The 16,569-nt window shown below is 63.6% G+C and carries 13 protein-coding genes; 5 read left to right on the top strand and 8 right to left on the bottom strand.

What is annotated here, in order from left to right; all coding sequences use genetic code 11:
* Positions 1-3 precede the first annotated feature (3 nt).
* The 5 genes from ttgB to ACSSU5_RS05665 all read left to right on the top strand — a co-directional run bounded on the left by ttgB (position 4) and on the right by ACSSU5_RS05665 (position 7,984).
* Positions 4-3,156 carry a multidrug efflux RND transporter permease subunit TtgB gene (gene ttgB / locus ACSSU5_RS05645; RefSeq protein WP_264311770.1) on the top strand — a complete coding sequence of 1,051 codons (3,153 nt, stop codon included), beginning with the start codon at positions 4-6 and terminating at the stop codon, positions 3,154-3,156.
* The gene (locus tag ACSSU5_RS05650; RefSeq protein ID WP_264311769.1) at positions 3,153-4,607 is read left to right on the top strand and encodes an AdeC/AdeK/OprM family multidrug efflux complex outer membrane factor; all 1,455 of its coding nucleotides are present in this window, start codon (positions 3,153-3,155) and stop codon (positions 4,605-4,607) included. Before ttgB ends, ACSSU5_RS05650 begins: the two co-directional genes overlap by 4 nt.
* Before the next feature lie 355 nt (positions 4,608-4,962).
* On the top strand, positions 4,963-6,216 hold the full coding sequence (locus ACSSU5_RS05655) for an OprD family porin (RefSeq protein WP_492560776.1): 1,254 nt from the start codon (positions 4,963-4,965) through the stop codon (positions 6,214-6,216).
* 138 nt (positions 6,217-6,354) lie between these two features.
* Complete coding sequence (locus tag ACSSU5_RS05660) at positions 6,355-7,278, top strand: LysR family transcriptional regulator (protein WP_047583969.1); 924 nt, start codon at positions 6,355-6,357, stop codon at positions 7,276-7,278.
* A 193-nt stretch (positions 7,279-7,471) separates the two neighbouring features.
* Positions 7,472-7,984, top strand: a complete 513-nt coding sequence (locus ACSSU5_RS05665) for an Mpo1 family 2-hydroxy fatty acid dioxygenase (protein WP_492560777.1) — start codon at positions 7,472-7,474, stop codon at positions 7,982-7,984.
* A gap of 46 nt (positions 7,985-8,030) precedes the next feature.
* On the opposite strand, the gene pcaC is transcribed toward ACSSU5_RS05665, so the two are convergent.
* From pcaC to pcaK, 8 genes are all read right to left on the bottom strand, one after another.
* Entirely contained in the window at positions 8,031-8,423 is a 393-nt protein-coding gene (gene pcaC / locus ACSSU5_RS05670; protein WP_027594092.1) for a 4-carboxymuconolactone decarboxylase, read from the bottom strand.
* Positions 8,424-8,433: 10 nt separating this feature from the next.
* Complete coding sequence (gene pcaD, locus ACSSU5_RS05675; protein ID WP_264311766.1) at positions 8,434-9,225, bottom strand: 3-oxoadipate enol-lactonase; 792 nt, start codon at positions 9,223-9,225, stop codon at positions 8,434-8,436.
* An 11-nt stretch (positions 9,226-9,236) separates the two neighbouring features.
* Positions 9,237-10,601, bottom strand: coding sequence for a 3-carboxy-cis,cis-muconate cycloisomerase (locus ACSSU5_RS05680; RefSeq protein WP_264311765.1), 1,365 nt, complete (start codon positions 10,599-10,601; stop codon positions 9,237-9,239).
* A 9-nt stretch (positions 10,602-10,610) separates the two neighbouring features.
* Positions 10,611-11,900 carry an MFS family transporter gene (locus tag ACSSU5_RS05685; RefSeq protein ID WP_492560778.1) on the bottom strand — a complete coding sequence of 430 codons (1,290 nt, stop codon included), beginning with the start codon at positions 11,898-11,900 and terminating at the stop codon, positions 10,611-10,613.
* A 185-nt stretch (positions 11,901-12,085) separates the two neighbouring features.
* On the bottom strand, positions 12,086-13,291 hold the full coding sequence (gene pcaF / locus ACSSU5_RS05690) for a 3-oxoadipyl-CoA thiolase (protein ID WP_264313873.1): 1,206 nt from the start codon (positions 13,289-13,291) through the stop codon (positions 12,086-12,088).
* The gene (locus ACSSU5_RS05695; RefSeq protein WP_264311763.1) at positions 13,288-14,067 is read right to left on the bottom strand and encodes a CoA-transferase subunit beta; all 780 of its coding nucleotides are present in this window, start codon (positions 14,065-14,067) and stop codon (positions 13,288-13,290) included. The genes pcaF and ACSSU5_RS05695 overlap by 4 nt, the downstream gene beginning before the upstream one ends.
* The gene (locus tag ACSSU5_RS05700; RefSeq protein WP_264311762.1) at positions 14,064-14,924 is read right to left on the bottom strand and encodes a CoA transferase subunit A; all 861 of its coding nucleotides are present in this window, start codon (positions 14,922-14,924) and stop codon (positions 14,064-14,066) included. Before ACSSU5_RS05700 ends, ACSSU5_RS05695 begins: the two co-directional genes overlap by 4 nt.
* Positions 14,925-15,058: 134 nt before the next feature.
* Complete coding sequence (gene pcaK, locus ACSSU5_RS05705) at positions 15,059-16,405, bottom strand: 4-hydroxybenzoate transporter PcaK (RefSeq protein WP_492560779.1); 1,347 nt, start codon at positions 16,403-16,405, stop codon at positions 15,059-15,061.
* Positions 16,406-16,569: the final 164 nt, after the last annotated feature.

The following is a 16,569-nucleotide window of genomic DNA, read 5'->3' on the forward strand; positions in this document are numbered from 1 at the left end:
ACCATGTCGAAGTTCTTTATCGATCGCCCGATCTTCGCCTGGGTGATCGCCTTGGTGATCATGCTGGTCGGGGCACTGTCGATCCTGAAGTTGCCGATCAACCAGTACCCGAGCATCGCGCCACCGGCCATCGCCATCGCCGTGTCCTACCCGGGCGCCTCGGCGCAGACGGTGCAGGACACCGTGGTGCAGGTCATCGAGCAGCAGCTCAACGGTATCGACAACCTGCGTTATGTGTCTTCGGAGAGTAACTCCGACGGCAGCATGACCATCACCGCCACCTTCGAGCAAGGCACCAACGCCGACACCGCGCAGGTTCAGGTTCAGAACAAGCTGAACCTGGCCACCCCGCTGTTGCCGCAAGAAGTCCAGCAACAAGGTATTCGCGTTACCAAGGCGGTGAAAAACTTCCTGCTGGTGATCGGCCTGGTGTCCGAAGATGGCAGCATGACCAAGGACGACTTGGCCAACTACATCGTCTCGAACATGCAGGACCCGATTTCGCGGACTGCCGGCGTGGGTGACTTCCAGGTGTTCGGTGCCCAGTACGCCATGCGTATCTGGCTCGATCCGGCCAAGCTGAACAAGTTCCAGCTGACGCCCGTCGACGTCAAGACCGCAGTCGCTGCGCAGAACGTGCAGGTGTCGTCCGGCCAGCTCGGCGGCCTGCCGGCTATGCCGGGTACCCAGCTCAACGCCACCATCATCGGCAAGACCCGCCTGCAGACCGCCGAGCAGTTCGAGAAGATCCTGCTCAAGGTCAACAACGACGGCTCGCAGGTTCGCCTGGGCGATGTCGCCGAGGTTGGCCTGGGCGGCGAGAACTACGCCGTCAGCGCCCAGTTCAACGGCAAGCCTGCTTCGGGCCTGGCGGTCAAGCTGGCGACCGGCGCCAACGCCCTGGACACCGCCAAGGCACTGCGCCAGACCATCAGCGACCTCGAACCGTTCTTCCCGCCGGGCGTGAAGGCCGTGTTCCCGTATGACACCACACCCGTGGTCACCGAATCGATCAGCGGGGTAATCCACACCCTGATCGAAGCCGTGGTCCTGGTGTTCCTGGTGATGTACCTGTTCCTGCAGAACTTCCGTGCCACCATCATCACCACCATGACCGTGCCGGTGGTGTTGCTGGGTACCTTCGGCATCCTTGCCGCTGCGGGCTTCAGTATCAACACCCTGACCATGTTCGCCATGGTCCTGGCCATCGGCTTGCTGGTGGACGATGCCATCGTCGTGGTGGAGAACGTCGAACGGGTGATGTCCGAGGAAGGCTTGCCGCCCAAGGAAGCCACCAAGCGCTCCATGGAGCAGATCCAGGGTGCTCTGGTGGGTATTGCCCTGGTGCTGTCGGCGGTACTGCTGCCAATGGCCTTCTTCGGCGGCTCCACGGGTGTGATCTACCGGCAGTTCTCCATCACCATCGTCTCGGCCATGGGCCTGTCGGTGCTGGTGGCGCTGATCTTCACCCCGGCATTGTGCGCAACCATGCTCAAGCCGCTGAAGAAGGGCGAGCACCACACGGCCAAAGGCGGTTTCTTCGGCTGGTTCAACCGCAACTTCGACCGCAGCGTGAACGGCTACGAGCGCAGCGTGGGTACCATCCTGCGCAACAAGGTGCCGTTCCTGCTGGCCTACGCCCTGATCGTGGTGGGCATGATCTGGCTGTTCGCCCGCATCCCGACTGCGTTCTTGCCTGAAGAAGACCAGGGCGTACTGTTCGCCCAGGTGCAGACCCCGGCTGGCTCCAGTGCCGAGCGCACCCAGGTGGTGGTCGACCAGATGCGTGAGTACCTGCTCAAGGAAGAAGCCGACACCGTGGCTTCGGTATTTACCGTGAACGGCTTCAACTTCGCGGGCCGCGGCCAGAGCTCGGGCATGGCGTTCATCATGCTCAAGCCATGGGGGGAGCGTTCGGCAGAGAACAGCGTGTTCAACCTGTCTACGCGCGCCCAGCAGCATTTCTTCAGCTTCCGCGATGCGATGGTGTTCGCCTTCGCCCCGCCGGCTGTACTCGAACTGGGTAACGCCACCGGCTTCGACGTGTTCCTTCAGGACCGCGCCGGGGTTGGCCATGCCAAGCTGATGGAAGCGCGCAACCAGTTCCTGGCCAAGGCCGCACAAAGCAAGATCCTCATGGCAGTGCGCCCGAACGGCCTGAACGATGAGCCGCAGTACCAACTGACCATCGACGACGAACGTGCCAGTGCCCTGGGCGTGACCATCGCCGACATCAACAACACCCTGTCGATTGCCCTGGGTGCCAGCTACGTCAACGACTTCATCGACCGTGGTCGGGTCAAGAAGGTCTACATCCAGGGTGAACCGAACGCCCGGATGAGCCCGGAAGACCTGCAGAAGTGGTACGTGCGCAACGGTAAGGGCGAGATGGTGCCGTTCTCCTCCTTCGCCAAGGGCGAATGGACCTACGGTTCGCCGAAACTGTCGCGTTACAACGGCGTGGAAGCGGTCGAGGTGCTGGGCGCTCCGGCTCCGGGCTACAGTACCGGTGAGGCCATGGCTGAAGTCGAGCGAATCGTCGGCGAGTTGCCTAGCGGCATCGGTTTCTCCTGGACGGGTATGTCCTACGAGGAAAAACTGTCTGGCTCGCAGATGCCAGCGCTGTTCGCCCTCTCGATCCTGTTCGTGTTCCTGTGCCTGGCAGCCCTGTACGAAAGCTGGTCGATCCCGATCGCAGTCGTACTGGTAGTACCGCTGGGTATCATCGGTGCGCTGATCGCCACCAGCCTGCGCGGGTTGTCCAACGACGTGTACTTCCTGGTCGGCCTGTTGACCACCATTGGCCTGGCGGCGAAGAACGCGATTCTGATCGTCGAATTCGCCAAGGAACTGCACGAGCAGGGCCGTAGCCTGTATGACGCCACCATCGAAGCATGCCGCATGCGTCTGCGCCCGATCATCATGACCTCGCTGGCGTTCATCCTCGGCGTGGTACCGTTGACCATCGCCAGCGGCGCGGGCGCCGGCAGCCAGCATGCCATCGGCACCGGTGTGATCGGCGGCATGATCAGTGCGACCGTGTTGGCAATCTTCTGGGTACCGCTATTCTTCGTCGCTGTGTCGTCGGTGTTCGGCAGCAAAAAGCCGGAAACAGACGCCACCCCTGAAACTCCACGTTATGAGGCTGGGCAATGACCAAGTCTTTGTTGTCCCTGGCGGTATCTGCTTTGATTCTTGGCGGCTGCTCGCTTATTCCTGACTACCAGACCCCGGATGCGCCGGTGGCTGCGCAGTGGCCGCAAGGCCCTGCGTACTCGCCGACCGAGTCGGCAGACGTTGCCGCCGCCGAACAGGGCTGGCGCCAGTTCTTCCACGACCCGGCGCTGCAGCAACTGATCCAGACCTCGCTGGTCAACAACCGCGACCTGCGTGTCGCGGCGCTGAACATCGACGCCTACCGCGCGCAGTACCGCATCCAGCGGGCCGACCTGTTCCCGGCGGTTTCGGCCACGGGCAGCGGCAGCCGCCAGCGCGTACCGGCGAACACGTCGCAGACCGGCCAAGCCGAAATCACCAGCCAGTACTCGGCCACCCTCGGCGTCAGTGCCTATGAGCTGGACCTGTTCGGCCGTGTGCGCAGCCTGAGCGAGCAAGCCCTCGAAACCTACTTGTCCAGCGAGCAGGCGCGACGCTCCACGCAGATCGCCCTGGTGGCCAGCGTGGCCAACGCCTACTACACCTGGCAGGCGGACCAGGCGCTGTTCAAGCTGACCGAAGAGACCCTGAAGACCTACCAGGAAAGCTACAACCTGACCCGCCGCAGCAACGAAGTTGGGGTAGCCTCGGCCCTCGACCTCAGCCAGGCACGTACTGCCGTCGAAGGCGCGCGGGTCAAGTACTCGCAGTACCAGCGCCTGGTGGCTCAGGACCTCAACAGCCTGACCGTGCTGCTGGGCACCGGCGTACCGGCCGACCTGCCCAAGCCGCTGGAGCTCAATGCCGACCAGCTTGCCGAAGTACCGGCCGGCCTGCCGTCGGACATCCTCCAGCGCCGCCCGGACATCCAGGAAGCCGAGCACCTGCTCAAGGCCGCCAACGCCAACATCGGCGCAGCCCGTGCAGCGTTCTTCCCGAGCATCAGCCTGACCGCCAACGCCGGGACCTTGAGCCCGGACATGGGCGGCCTGTTCAAGGGAGGGTCGGGTACCTGGCTGTTCCAGCCACAGATCAACCTGCCGATTTTCAACGCCGGCAGCCTGAAGGCCAGCCTGGACTACTCGAAGATCCAGAAGGACATCAACGTCGCCCAGTACGAAAAGACCATCCAGACTGCCTTCCAGGAAGTCTCCGATGGCCTGGCTGCGCGCAAGACCTTCGAAGAGCAGCTGCAGGCGCAACGTGACCTGGTGCAAGCCAACCAGGATTACTACCGCCTGGCAGAGCGTCGCTACCGGATTGGTATCGACAGCAACCTGACCTTCCTCGACGCCCAACGTAACCTGTTCAGCGCCCAACAGGCACTGATCGGTGATCGCCTGTCGCAGCTGACCAGCGAGGTCAACCTGTACAAGGCGCTCGGCGGTGGCTGGTACGAGCAGACCGGGCAGGCCAATCAGCAGGCTTCGGTGCAGACACCGAAAGGCTGAATGATCTGGTAGCAGCATCAAGCCCACCTTCGCGGTGGGCTTTTTGTTTTCGGTTGCCAGTGCCGGCCTCTTCGCGGGGCAAGCCCGCTCCCACAGGCTCCATGCAATTGGGAATTGTGCGGCATCTGTGGGAGCGGGCTTGCCCCGCGAAGAGGCCGGCACTGACAATAGTTAACCAACTGGAACATTCCGTTCGATTATCGCCCCATACCGTCCGCGACGAATTGCCTCGCCCCTTCCCAACCCCGCACCATCCGCTCACGCAACGTTGCCCACGTTCATCAAAAGACCCGCACCTGCAGGCCGCATCCTGCAGCACGACGGCTCGCCCATAAAAACAAGAGATCCACGACAGATGAGCATTTCGTACCCCGCACGCCAGCTGCTGCCAGGCCTGTTGGCCATGTCCTGCACCCTCCCCGTTATCGCCGCCGACGGTGGTTTCATGGAGGACGCCAAGGCCACCCTCAACCTGCGCAACTTCTACATCAACCGCAACTTCGTCGACCCGGCGCACCCGCAGGCCAAGGCCGAGGAATGGACCCAGAGCTTCATCCTCGATGCCCGTTCGGGCTTCACCCAAGGCACCGTCGGTTTCGGCGTGGATGTACTGGGCATGTACTCGGTCAAACTCGATGGCGGTAAAGGCACCACCAACACCCACCTGCTGCCGGTGCACGACGACGGCCGCCCTGCAGATGATTTCGGCCGCCTGGGCGTGGCCCTGAAAGCCAAGGTCTCGCAGACTGAGCTCAAAGTCGGGGAATGGATGCCGGTGCTGCCGATCCTGCGCTCGGATGATGGCCGCTCGCTTCCACAGACCTTCCGCGGTGGCCAGCTCACGTCCAAGGAGATCGACGGCCTGACCCTGTACGCTGGCCAGTTCCGCGCCAACAGCCCGCGCAACGATGCCAGCATGGAAGACATGTCGCTCAATGGCCGCGGTGCATTCACCTCCGACCGCTTCAATTTCGGCGGCGGTGAATACACCTTCAACGACAAACGCACGATGATTGGCCTGTGGAATGCCCAGCTCAAGGACATCTACCGTCAGCAGTACCTGAACGTGGTCCATAGCCAGCCTCTGGGCGACTGGACCCTGGGCGCCAACCTCGGTTACTTCATCGGCAAGGAAGACGGTGCCGAGCGCGCCGGCGAACTGGACAACCGCACCGCCTCGGCGCTGCTTTCGGCACGCTACCAGGGCCATACCTTCTACGTCGGCCTGCAAAAGGTCAGTGGCGATGATGCCTGGATGCGCGTCAACGGCACCAGTGGCGGCACTTTGGCCAACGACAGCTACAACTCAAGCTTCGACAACGCCAAGGAGCGCTCCTGGCAGGTCCGGCATGACTTCAACTTCGCCACCGTCGGGGTACCGGGGCTGACCCTGATGAACCGCTACATCAAGGGTGACAACGTGACTGCAGGTGGCGTTGACGACGGCAAGGAGTGGGCACGGGAAACAGAGCTGGCCTACGTGGTGCAGTCAGGCAGCTTCAAGGACCTTTCGCTGAAATGGCGCAACTCGACCATGCGCCGGGACTTCAGCACCAACGCATTCGATGAGAACCGCTTGATCGTGAGCTACCCGTTGAATCTGCTGTAATTTCACCGGTGTCTTCGCGGGCAACCCGCGAAGACACCTTAAATAATCAAATCGAATAACAACCTAAACAAACCTTCGTTGACGACATATGCTGTAACAGCTTAAATCGAGCCCTGATCCCCGCCCCAGAGCCGCGACATGGACCTCCGTCAACTGCGCTACTTCATCGCCCTCAACGAATACCGCAGTTTTGTCCGCGCCGCCGAAGCCATGGGCATCACCCAACCTGCCTTCAGCCGCGCCATACAGGGCCTGGAGCAGACTTTCGGTTGCCCTTTGGTAGACCGCGCCAGCAAAGCATTACCGCCCACCCCCGAAGGCCTGGTGGTGCTGCAGCACGCACGCCGCCTGGTGCAAGGCGCCGCGCAACTGAGCAACGAAGTGCTGCAGATGACCAAACTCGACGCGGGCGAGCTGCACTTCGGCAGCGGCCCGGCCCTGGCCGTCCGCCTGGTCCCCGAAGCCTTGCGCCACTTCATCGACAGCCACCCGGGTATCCGCACCGCGCTGCTGGTGGACAATGCCGAGCGCCTCGGCCAGGCATTGCGCCGTGAGCAGATCGAGTTTTTCGTCGACGACATCCGCCCCTTCGAGGCCGACCCCAACTTCCATACCGAGCCCCTTTCGCCACGGCCCGGCCTGTTCTTCTGCCGCCCCGGCCACCCACTGCTGGCCAAGGACAGCTTGTCGACCAACGACCTGTTCACCTACCCGCTGGCCAGCGCCCTGCTCGCGCCTGGTGTACGCAAGCGCCTGGCCAACCTGAGCGGGCGCAGCGACTTTACCCCGCACCTGCAGACCGAGCACCTGGCGGTGCTGCGCAGCGTGGTGCAGGCCAGCGATGCGATCGGCACCGCCAGCGAAGAAGCCGTTGCCGAAGACCTGGCTGCCGGCCGCCTGGTGCGCCTGCACTGGCGCAACCTGCCGCCAGCGCTGGAGGTGCTCAGCGTGCGTTGTGGTGTGGTCAGCCGCAGCGGCTATCGGTTGTCACCGGCGGCGCGGGCAATGATCGAGACCCTGGTAGGGCTGGATGCGCCCCTGCGCAGTGCCGCTATTCGCTGAACGGATGATGATGGTGGGCAGCAGGCTATCCTGAGCACTATAGGTTGCCTGTGCCGGCCTTTTCGCGGGCAAGCCCGCTCCCACCGGAGGGGGCCCAACCTGAGGGCAGCGAGGTTCTGTGGGAGCGGGCTTGCCCGCGAAGAGGCCGGCACAGGCAGCAAAATCCGATCAGGCAAACCAGGGAGGCACAACAATGAAAAACCTCGTCGAGCACCTGAGCCAATACGCCAACTACCACCGCGACCCCCGCAATATCGCCACCCATTTCGTCGGTATTCCACTGATCGTGCTGGCGGTGACCATCCTGCTGTCGCGCCCAGGCTGGGACATTGCAGGCATGTGGCTGTCACCCGCCCTGCTGGCCGCAGCGGCTTCGGTGTGGTTCTACTTGCGCCTGGACCTGCGCTTCGGGCTGGTCATGGGCCTACTGCTGGGGTTATGCCTGTGGGCTGGCCAGGTACTGGCGGTGCAAAGCACCGGGCTGTGGCTGGGTGCCGGGCTGGGGGCATTCGTGGTGGGCTGGATCATCCAGTTCGTCGGCCACTATTACGAGGGCCGCAAGCCGGCGTTCGTCGACGATATCAGCGGGCTGATCATCGGGCCGTTGTTCGTGGTGGCGGAAGCGGCATTCATGCTGGGGTTGTGCCCAGCGCTGAAACAGGCCGTAGAGGCCAACGCCGGGCCGGTAGCACTGAGGTCGGTGTAGGAGCGGCCTTGCGTCGCGAAAGGGCGCTCCTACAAAACCGCAAGGATCAAGCGCGCGACTCGACCCCCAGCTCATCCCACACTGACTCCGCCAGGTGGAAGGTGGCATTGGCCGCCGGAATACCGCAGTAGATCGCGCTCTGCATCAACACTTCCTTGATCTCGTCGCGGGTCACGCCATTGTTGGCAGCGGCCCGCAGGTGCAGCTTGAGCTCGTCGTTACGGTTCATGCCGATCAGCATGGCGATGGTGATCAGGCTGCGGGTGTGGCGCGGCAGGCCGGGGCGGGTCCAGATATCACCCCAGGCATGGCGGGTGATCATTTCCTGGAACTCGCCATTGAAGTCGTTGAGCTTCTCCAGGCTGCGGTCCACGTGGGCATCGCCCAGCACCGCGCGGCGCACCTGCATACCGGCGTCGTAGCGTTGTTTCTCGTCCATGGCGTTGTCCTCAGTGGGCCAGCAGGAAGTCGAGCACACGGCGGCTGAAGCGCTCGCCAATCTCAACGTTGGACAGGTGAGCAGCCGGGAAGTCGACATACTCTGCGCCGACAATACCGGCCTGCATGAAGCGGCCATGTTCCGGCGTGGTCACCACGTCTGCGGTACCCGCCACGATCAGTGTCGGCACCTGGATGCGGCTCAATTGTTCGCGGTAATCGGCATCGCGCACCGCCGCACAGTTGGCGGCATACCCCTCAGGGCTGGTCTGCGCCAGCATCTGGCAGATCCGCTGGGCTTGCTCAGGCTGGGTTTCGGCGAAGGCCGGGGTGAACCAGCGAGCGATAGAAGCATCGCGCAGGTTGACCATGGCCTGCTGGCCATCCTTGAGCACGGTGTCGATGCGCGGGTTCCAGACCTCGTCGTTACCGATCTTGGCGGCGGTGTTGCACAGGGTCAGGCTCGACAGGCGCTCGCCCGCGTTGATGCCCAGCCACTGGCCGATCAGGCCGCCCATCGACAGGCCAACAAAATGCGCCTTTTGGATGTCCAGGGCGTCGAGCAAGGCCAGCACATCGCGGCCAAGCTGCTCGACATTGTACGGCCCCTCGGTCACCAGCGAAGCGCCGTGGCCACGGGTGTCGTAGCGCAGCACCCGGAAATGCTCGCTCCACAACGGGATCTGCGTGTCCCACATGCCCAGGTCGGTGCCGAGCGAGTTGGACAGGACCAGCACCGGAGCATCCGCCGGGCCATCGATTTGATAGTTCAGTACGCCATCGGCCAGTTGCAAATGTGCCACAGCAGTCTCCTTCAGGCAGTGAAACGTTGATGTTCAGCCACGGCGCGCGCCACCCAGACGCGGGCCTGGCCGAGGTAATGGGCAGGGTCGAGCAGGCGATCGAGTTCTTCCGCCGACAGTTCGGCACTGACCTGCGGCTCGTCGCCGAGGACCGCGCGCAGGTGGCGCTGCTCGGCAACGGCGCGCTGGCAGCACTGCTCAAGCAAGTGGTGGGCGCGGTCACGGCCCAGGCGCTGGGCCAGGACGATGCTGACCGCCTCGGCCAGCACCAGGCCCTGGGTCAGGTCGAGGTTGCGGCGCATGCGCTCGGCATCGACCTGCATGCCTTCGGCGATCACCTGGGCCTGGCGCAGGGCGCCAGAGACCAGGCAGCAGATATCCGGCAGGGTTTCCCATTCGGCATGCCACAAACCCAGGCTGCGCTCATGCTCTTGAGGCATGGCGGCAAACAGCGTCGACAACAGGCCAGGCACCCGCGTCGCAGCGCCGATCAGCACGGCGGCGCCCACCGGGTTGCGCTTGTGCGGCATGGTCGAGGAGCCACCCTTGCCCGGCGCGGACGGTTCGAACACCTCCCCCGCTTCGGTCTGCATCAGCAGGCTGATGTCGCGACCGAACTTGCCCAGGCTGCCGGCGATCAGGCCCAGCACCGAGGCAAACTCCACCAAACGATCGCGCTGGGTGTGCCACGGTTGCTCGGGCAAGTGCAGGTTGAGCTGCTCGGCCAACCCCTCGGCCACCGGCATGGCTTTGCTGCCCAACGCCGCCAGGCTGCCGGAAGCACCGCCAAACTGCAGGCACAACAGACGCGGGCGCAGTTCCTGGAGCCGCTGGCGATGGCGGGTCAACGCGCCCAGCACACCGGCCAGTTTCATGCCCAGGGTGACCGGCGTGGCATGTTGTAGCCAGGTGCGCCCTACCAGCGGTGTATCGGCATGCTGCAAGGCCTGGCGCGACAGCGTCTCGGCCAGTTGGCCAAGGTCCGCCTCGATCAGGTCGAGGGCATCGCGCAACTGCAGGACCAACCCGGTATCCATGGCGTCCTGGCTGGTGGCGCCCAGGTGCACGTAGCGCTCGGCCTCAGGGACGCCGCTGGCGATCACCTTGCCCAGTGCTTTGACCAGCGGAATCGCCGAGTTGCCGGCACTGGCGATGGCATCGGCCAGGGCGTGGGCGTCGTAGCGCTCGGCCTTGCAGGCCGCTTCGATGGCCGCCACCGCGCTGTGCGGCACCAGCCCGGCGGCCGCTTCGGCGCGGGCCAGGGCGGCTTCGAAATCGAGCATGCCCTGCAGGCGGCCACGGTCAGAGAAAATCTCGCGCATGGCCGGCGCGGTGAAGTAGGCATCGAACAGCTGGTTGTCCGCACGGTACGTCATTGCAGGTCCTTAATCGTCATGGTGCAGGTACGCCGCCTGCTTGGGCAGGCGCAGGCTGAACAAGAAAGCCACCGCCATCATGGCCGTCACGTACCAGTAAAAGGTGTTTTCCATGCCCAGCGTCTTCAGGCCCAAGGCCACATATTCGGCAGACCCGCCGAACATGGCGTTGGCCACCGCATACGCAAGGCCCACCCCCAGTGCGCGCACCTGCGGCGGGAACATCTCCGCTTTTACCAGGCCGCTGATCGAGGTGTAGAAACTGACGATACACAAGGCCAGGCTGATCAGCACGAAGGCCAGGAACGGGCTGGTCACGGTCTTCAGTGCCATCAACAGGGGCACAGTGAACAGCGTACCCAGGGCGCCGAACAGCAGCATGGAGTTACGTCGGCCGATACGGTCGGAGAGCATGCCGAAGAACGGCTGCAGGATCATGAACAGGAACAGCGCGCCCGTCATCACATAGCTGGCGCTCTTGGCGTTCATCCCGGCCGTGTTGACCAGGTACTTCTGCATGTAGGTGGTGAAGGTGTAGAAAATCAGCGAACCGCCGGCGGTGTAACCCAGCACAGTGATAAACGCTGCAGCATGGTTGCGGAACAGCCCGCTGATCGAGCCGGCGTCCTTGTCATTGCGGGTCTCGGCGTTGCTGGTTTCGTGCAGCGAGCGACGCAGCATCAGCGAGATCAGTGCGGCCACCGCGCCGACCACGAACGGAATGCGCCAGCCCCAGGCGCGTAGCTCATCCTCGGTCAGCAACTGCTGCAGGATCACCACCACCAGCACCGCCAACAGCTGGCCGCCGATCAGGGTTACGTACTGGAATGAGGCGAAGAAGCCGCGCTGGCCACGCAGTGCCACTTCACTCATGTAGGTGGCGGTGGTGCCGTACTCGCCGCCCACCGACAACCCCTGGATCAAGCGGGCGAGCAACAGCAGCGCCGGCGCCCAGGTACCAATGCTGTCGTATGTTGGCAGGCAGGCGATCATCAAGGACCCGGCGCACATCATTAGCACCGAAATCATCAGGGAATTCTTGCGGCCATGGCGATCGGCCAGGCGGCCAAAGATCCAGCCACCAATGGGGCGCATCAGGAAGCCCGCAGCGAATACACCTGCGGTGTTGAGCAACTGCACGGTGGGGTCGTCGGAGGGGAAGAAGGCCGGGGCGAAGTAGATCGCGCAGAAGGCATAGACGTAGAAGTCGAACCATTCCACCAGGTTGCCTGAAGAGGCACCCACGATTGCGAAGATACGCTTGCTGCGTTCTTCGCCGGTGTAATAGGTTGAGGTCATGAGGTTTTACTCCTGGAGGGTCCTAGGTAATTCTAGACATACCTAGTAACACACTCGTTCCGCTCACAGGCTGGCAATTGGCCTTGAGTCTTACAGGGCCGGCCTCTTCGCGGGCAAGCCCGCGCCCACAGAAGAGGCGTGGTCCCCTGTGGGAGCGGGCTTGCCCGCGAAGAGGCCGGTACAGGTCAAACCCGCTCGATGGCCAACGCCAACCCTTGGCCGACACCCACGCACATGGTCGCCAGGCCTTTACGCCCGCCGCTCTTCTCCAACTGATGCAGCGCCGTCAGCACCAGGCGCGCACCGCTCATGCCCAGCGGGTGGCCCAGGGCAATCGCGCCGCCATTGGGGTTCACGTGCGGGGCATCATCGGCCACACCCAGTTCACGCAGCACGGCCAGGCCTTGGCTGGCGAACGCTTCGTTCAGCTCGATCACGTCGAAGTCGCTCATCGCCACGCCCAGGCGCTCGGTCAGCTTGCGCACCGCCGGCACCGGGCCAATGCCCATTACCCGAGGTGCAACGCCGCCACTGGCCATGCCCAGCACTCGGGCCCGTGGGGTCAGGCCGTGTTTCTTCACCGCTTCGGCCGACGCCAGGATCAGTGCCGCAGCACCGTCGTTGACACCCGAAGCGTTGCCAGCGGTGACGGTCTTGTCCGGGCCATTGACCGGCTTGAGCTTGGTCAAGGCTTCAAGGGTGGTTTCCGGGCGCAGGTGCTCATCGCGCTCGACGACGGTCTCGCCCTTTTTGTGGGCAATGCGCACCGGCACGATCTCTTCGGCGAAGAAGCCAGCAGCCTGGGCCGCAGCGGCTTTTTGCTGGCTGCGCAGGGCGAAAGCGTCCTGGTCGGCGCGGGACACTTGGTAATCGTCAGCCACGTTATCGGCGGTTTCCGGCATCGAATCGACGCCGTACTGGCTTTTCATCAACGGGTTGATGAAGCGCCAACCAATGGTGGTGTCTTCAAGCTTCATGTTGCGCGAGTAGCCGCTCTCGGCCTTGCCCATCACAAAGGGTGCACGCGACATCGACTCGACGCCACCGGCGATGGCCAGTTCCATTTCGCCACTGGCGATCGCGCGGAACGCCGTGCCGATGGCATCCATGCCCGATGCGCACAGGCGGTTTAGGGTTACGCCTGGAATGGTCTCGGGCAGGCCCGCCAGCAGCAGCGCCATGCGGGCCACGTTGCGGTTGTCTTCACCGGCCTGGTTGGCACAACCGAAGAACACTTCGTCAACCTGATCCCACTGCACCGACGGGTTGCGCTCGATCAGCGCCTTCAGCGGCACTGCCGCGAGGTCATCGGCGCGCACGCCGGCCAGGGCGCCGCCGAAGCGGCCGATTGGGGTGCGGATGGCGTCACAGATGAATACGTCGCGCATCAGGCTTCTCCTGCCACCTGGCCATGGGCCGCGGCGGTACGGGCTTCGAGGTCACGCAGGGCGGTCAGTTCGACTTCGGTGGGTGCGGCGCTGGTCTGCACGTCATCGGCAAAGCGAATCGCCCAGCCGGTGGCAGCCACGATCTGCTCGCGGGTCACACCCGGGTGAATCGCGGTGACCACGAATTCATGGGTGCCGGCTTCTGGCTCCATGATGCACAGGTCGGTGATGATGCCGACCGGGCCTTCACCTGGCAGGCCAAGGCGTTTGCGCGAATCGCCACCCTCGCCGTGACCGACCGAGGTGATGAAGTCCAGCTTGTCGACGAAGGCACGCGGAGACTGCTTGAGGATGATCAGCACCTGCTTGGCGGAGCCGGCGATCTCTGGCGCGCCACCGGCACCCGGCAGGCGGGTCTTCGGCGCGTGGTAGTCACCGACCACTGTGGTGTTGATGTTGCCGAAGCGGTCAACCTGCGCAGCGCCGAGGAAGCCCACGTCGATGCGGCCACCCTGCAGCCAGTAGCGGAAGATCTCGCCGGTCGGGACCACGGTGTCTGCGGTTTCGGCCAGTTCGCCATCGCCGATCGACAGTGGCAGCACGCTTGGCTTGGCGCCGATCGGGCCAGATTCGTAGATCAGTACCACGTCTGGCGACGAGGTCAGGCGCGCCAGGTTGGCGGCCTTGGACGGCAGGCCGATACCGACGAAGCACACAGCACCGTTGCGCAGGCGGCGGGCGGCGGCCACGGTCATCATTTCAGAGGTGGAGTAGCTCATTGTGCAGCCTCCGCAGCGCTGGCCAGCTTGGCCTTGAATTCGTTGAAATCGGCGGTACCACGGATGTAGGTATCGATCCAGGCACTGAACGTCTCGCGGTTGCGCGCGATCGGGTCCCAGGCCTGGTAGAAGCGGTTGTCACGCTCGTAGTAGCCATGGGCGTAGGACGGGTGTGCGCCACCGGGTACCAGGCAAACGGCGCTCAGCGCCCAGGTCGGCAGGACGCACGCGTTCATCGGCGCCTGCAGGTCGTCGACGATCTCCTCGACCGTGACGATGCAGCGCTTGGCCGCCAGGGCTGCTTCCTTCTGCACGCCCAGAATGCCCCACAGCAGCACGTTGCCCTTGCGGTCGGCCTTCTGTGCGTGGATCACGGTTACATCCGGGCGTACCGACGGTACGGCGGCCAGCACTTCGCCGGTGAACGGGCAGGCCACGCTCTTGATCAGCGGGTTGACCTTCGGCAGGTCGGAGCCTGCGTAGGCACGCAGTACCGCGAAAGGCAGGCCGGAGGCACCGGCGACGTAGGCGTTGGCCAGGTCGGCATGGCTGTGTTCTTCGATTTCGATCGCATGCGGCCACTGCTTCTCGACCGCGTCACGCAGGCGGTGCAGCGAGCCAACACCTGGGTTGCCGCCCCAGGAGAAGATCAGCTTGCTGGCGCAGCCGGCGCCGATCAGCTGGTCGTAGATCAGGTCTGGCGTCATGCGCACCAGGGTCAGGTCGCGCTTGCCCTGACGGATGATCTCGTGGCCGGCAGCGGTCGGGATCAGGTGAGTGAAACCTTCGAGGGCGACGGTATCGCCGTCCTGTACGAACTGCTTCACGGCTTCGTGAAGCGAGAGAATTGCAGCCATTTGGAGACTCCTGGTCAGGGTGCATCGGTGAGTTCAGATTAAGGAGACTGGCAGGTAGCTTACAATCCGATAATCGAACTTTTGTGCGATTATCGAACAACTTGTTGTCCTGCTAACCATCCAAGTCCAGCGTTTCAGGTCGCGTCCGCGTGGCTGACCAACCCCTTCACGATCACACCCACCGTCGCCAATGCAGCCGGTACCAGCAATGCCGTCAGCACCTGTTCGAAATTCCAGCCCAGGCCCAACAGCGTCGCACCGCTCCAGGCGCCCAGAATCGCGCCAAAGCGACCGATGCCCAGCATCCACGAAACGCCTGTGGCACGGCCCAGGGTCGGGTAGAAGCGTGCTGCCAGCGACGGCATGGCCGACTGCGCACCGTTGACACACATACCCGCAACCAGCACCAGGGTCGCAAGCACGGTGATGTTGCCCAGGCTCTGCCCGACGGCGTAGGCAAACACCCCGGCCAACAGATAGAAAATGCCGATGACCTTGTGCGGGTTGAAGCGGTCCATGGCCCACCCCACTCCCACTGCACTCAGCACGCCACCGAACTGGAACAGCGCGCCAATGAAGGCTGCCTCTTCCATGCTGGCACCACTGTCACGCATCAGGGTCGGCAGCCAGCTGGTCAGCAGATAGACAATCACCAAGCCCATGAAGTAGGTCAGCCACAGCAGCATCGTGCCCAGGCCGTAGGTGCCGGAGAAGATCACCGCAAACACGTTGCGCGCAGCCACCGCCTTCTGCTCGGGCACGCTGAAACTGGCCGCCTGGGCCACCACCTGCGGCGCAATCGGCGCCAAGGCCTTGCGCACCTTGTCGGTGCCGCGATTACGCACCACCAGGAACCGCGCCGACTCCGGCAGCCAGACCATCAGCACTACCACCAGCAGCAGCGGCAGCACGCCACCGATCACCAGCAGGCTATGCCAGCCGTAGGCCGGGATCATCTTCGCGGAGATGAAGCCACCCCCCGCCATGCCCAGGTTGAAACCACAGAACATGCTGGTTACCAGCAGCGACTTGAGGCGCTCGGGGGTGTATTCGGACAGCAGCGTGGTCGCATTGGGCATACCCGCACCCAGCCCAAGCCCGGTCAGAAAACGCAGGATCAGCAGTTGGTCGACATTGGTCGCGTAGGCCGAGGCCAGGCTGAAGCCGCCGAATACCAGCACCGCGCCCACCAGCACGCCCTTGCGCCCGAAACGGTCGGCCAGCGGCCCGGAGCCCAACGCGCCAAACACCATGCCGATCAACGCGGCACTCATGACCGGGCCGAGGCTGGCGCGGTCGATGCCCCACTCCTGGGACAGGGCCGGGGCGATGAAGCCCATGGCAGCGGTGTCCAGGCCATCGAGGAAGACAATCAGAAAACACAGCAACACGACCCGCCATTGATAGCGGGACAGCGGCTGGTCATTGATGAACGACTGAACGTCGAGGCAATTGCCGACGTTGGATTGTGGTTGGTTCATTGTTGTTATCCAGAATTAGAGCACAGCCATGCCACCGCACTCAGGGCGCGAGTACAGGGTTCGATAATGGGGTGATGGCGGCCTGCGTCAGCCTGGATACAACACTACTGCGTGCGGGTGCGGCCGCGGCAGCGATGGGACAGTAGTCATGGTATGTGCCTCTT

This window comes from Pseudomonas sp. E1MeOHC2 (assembly GCF_058745025.1).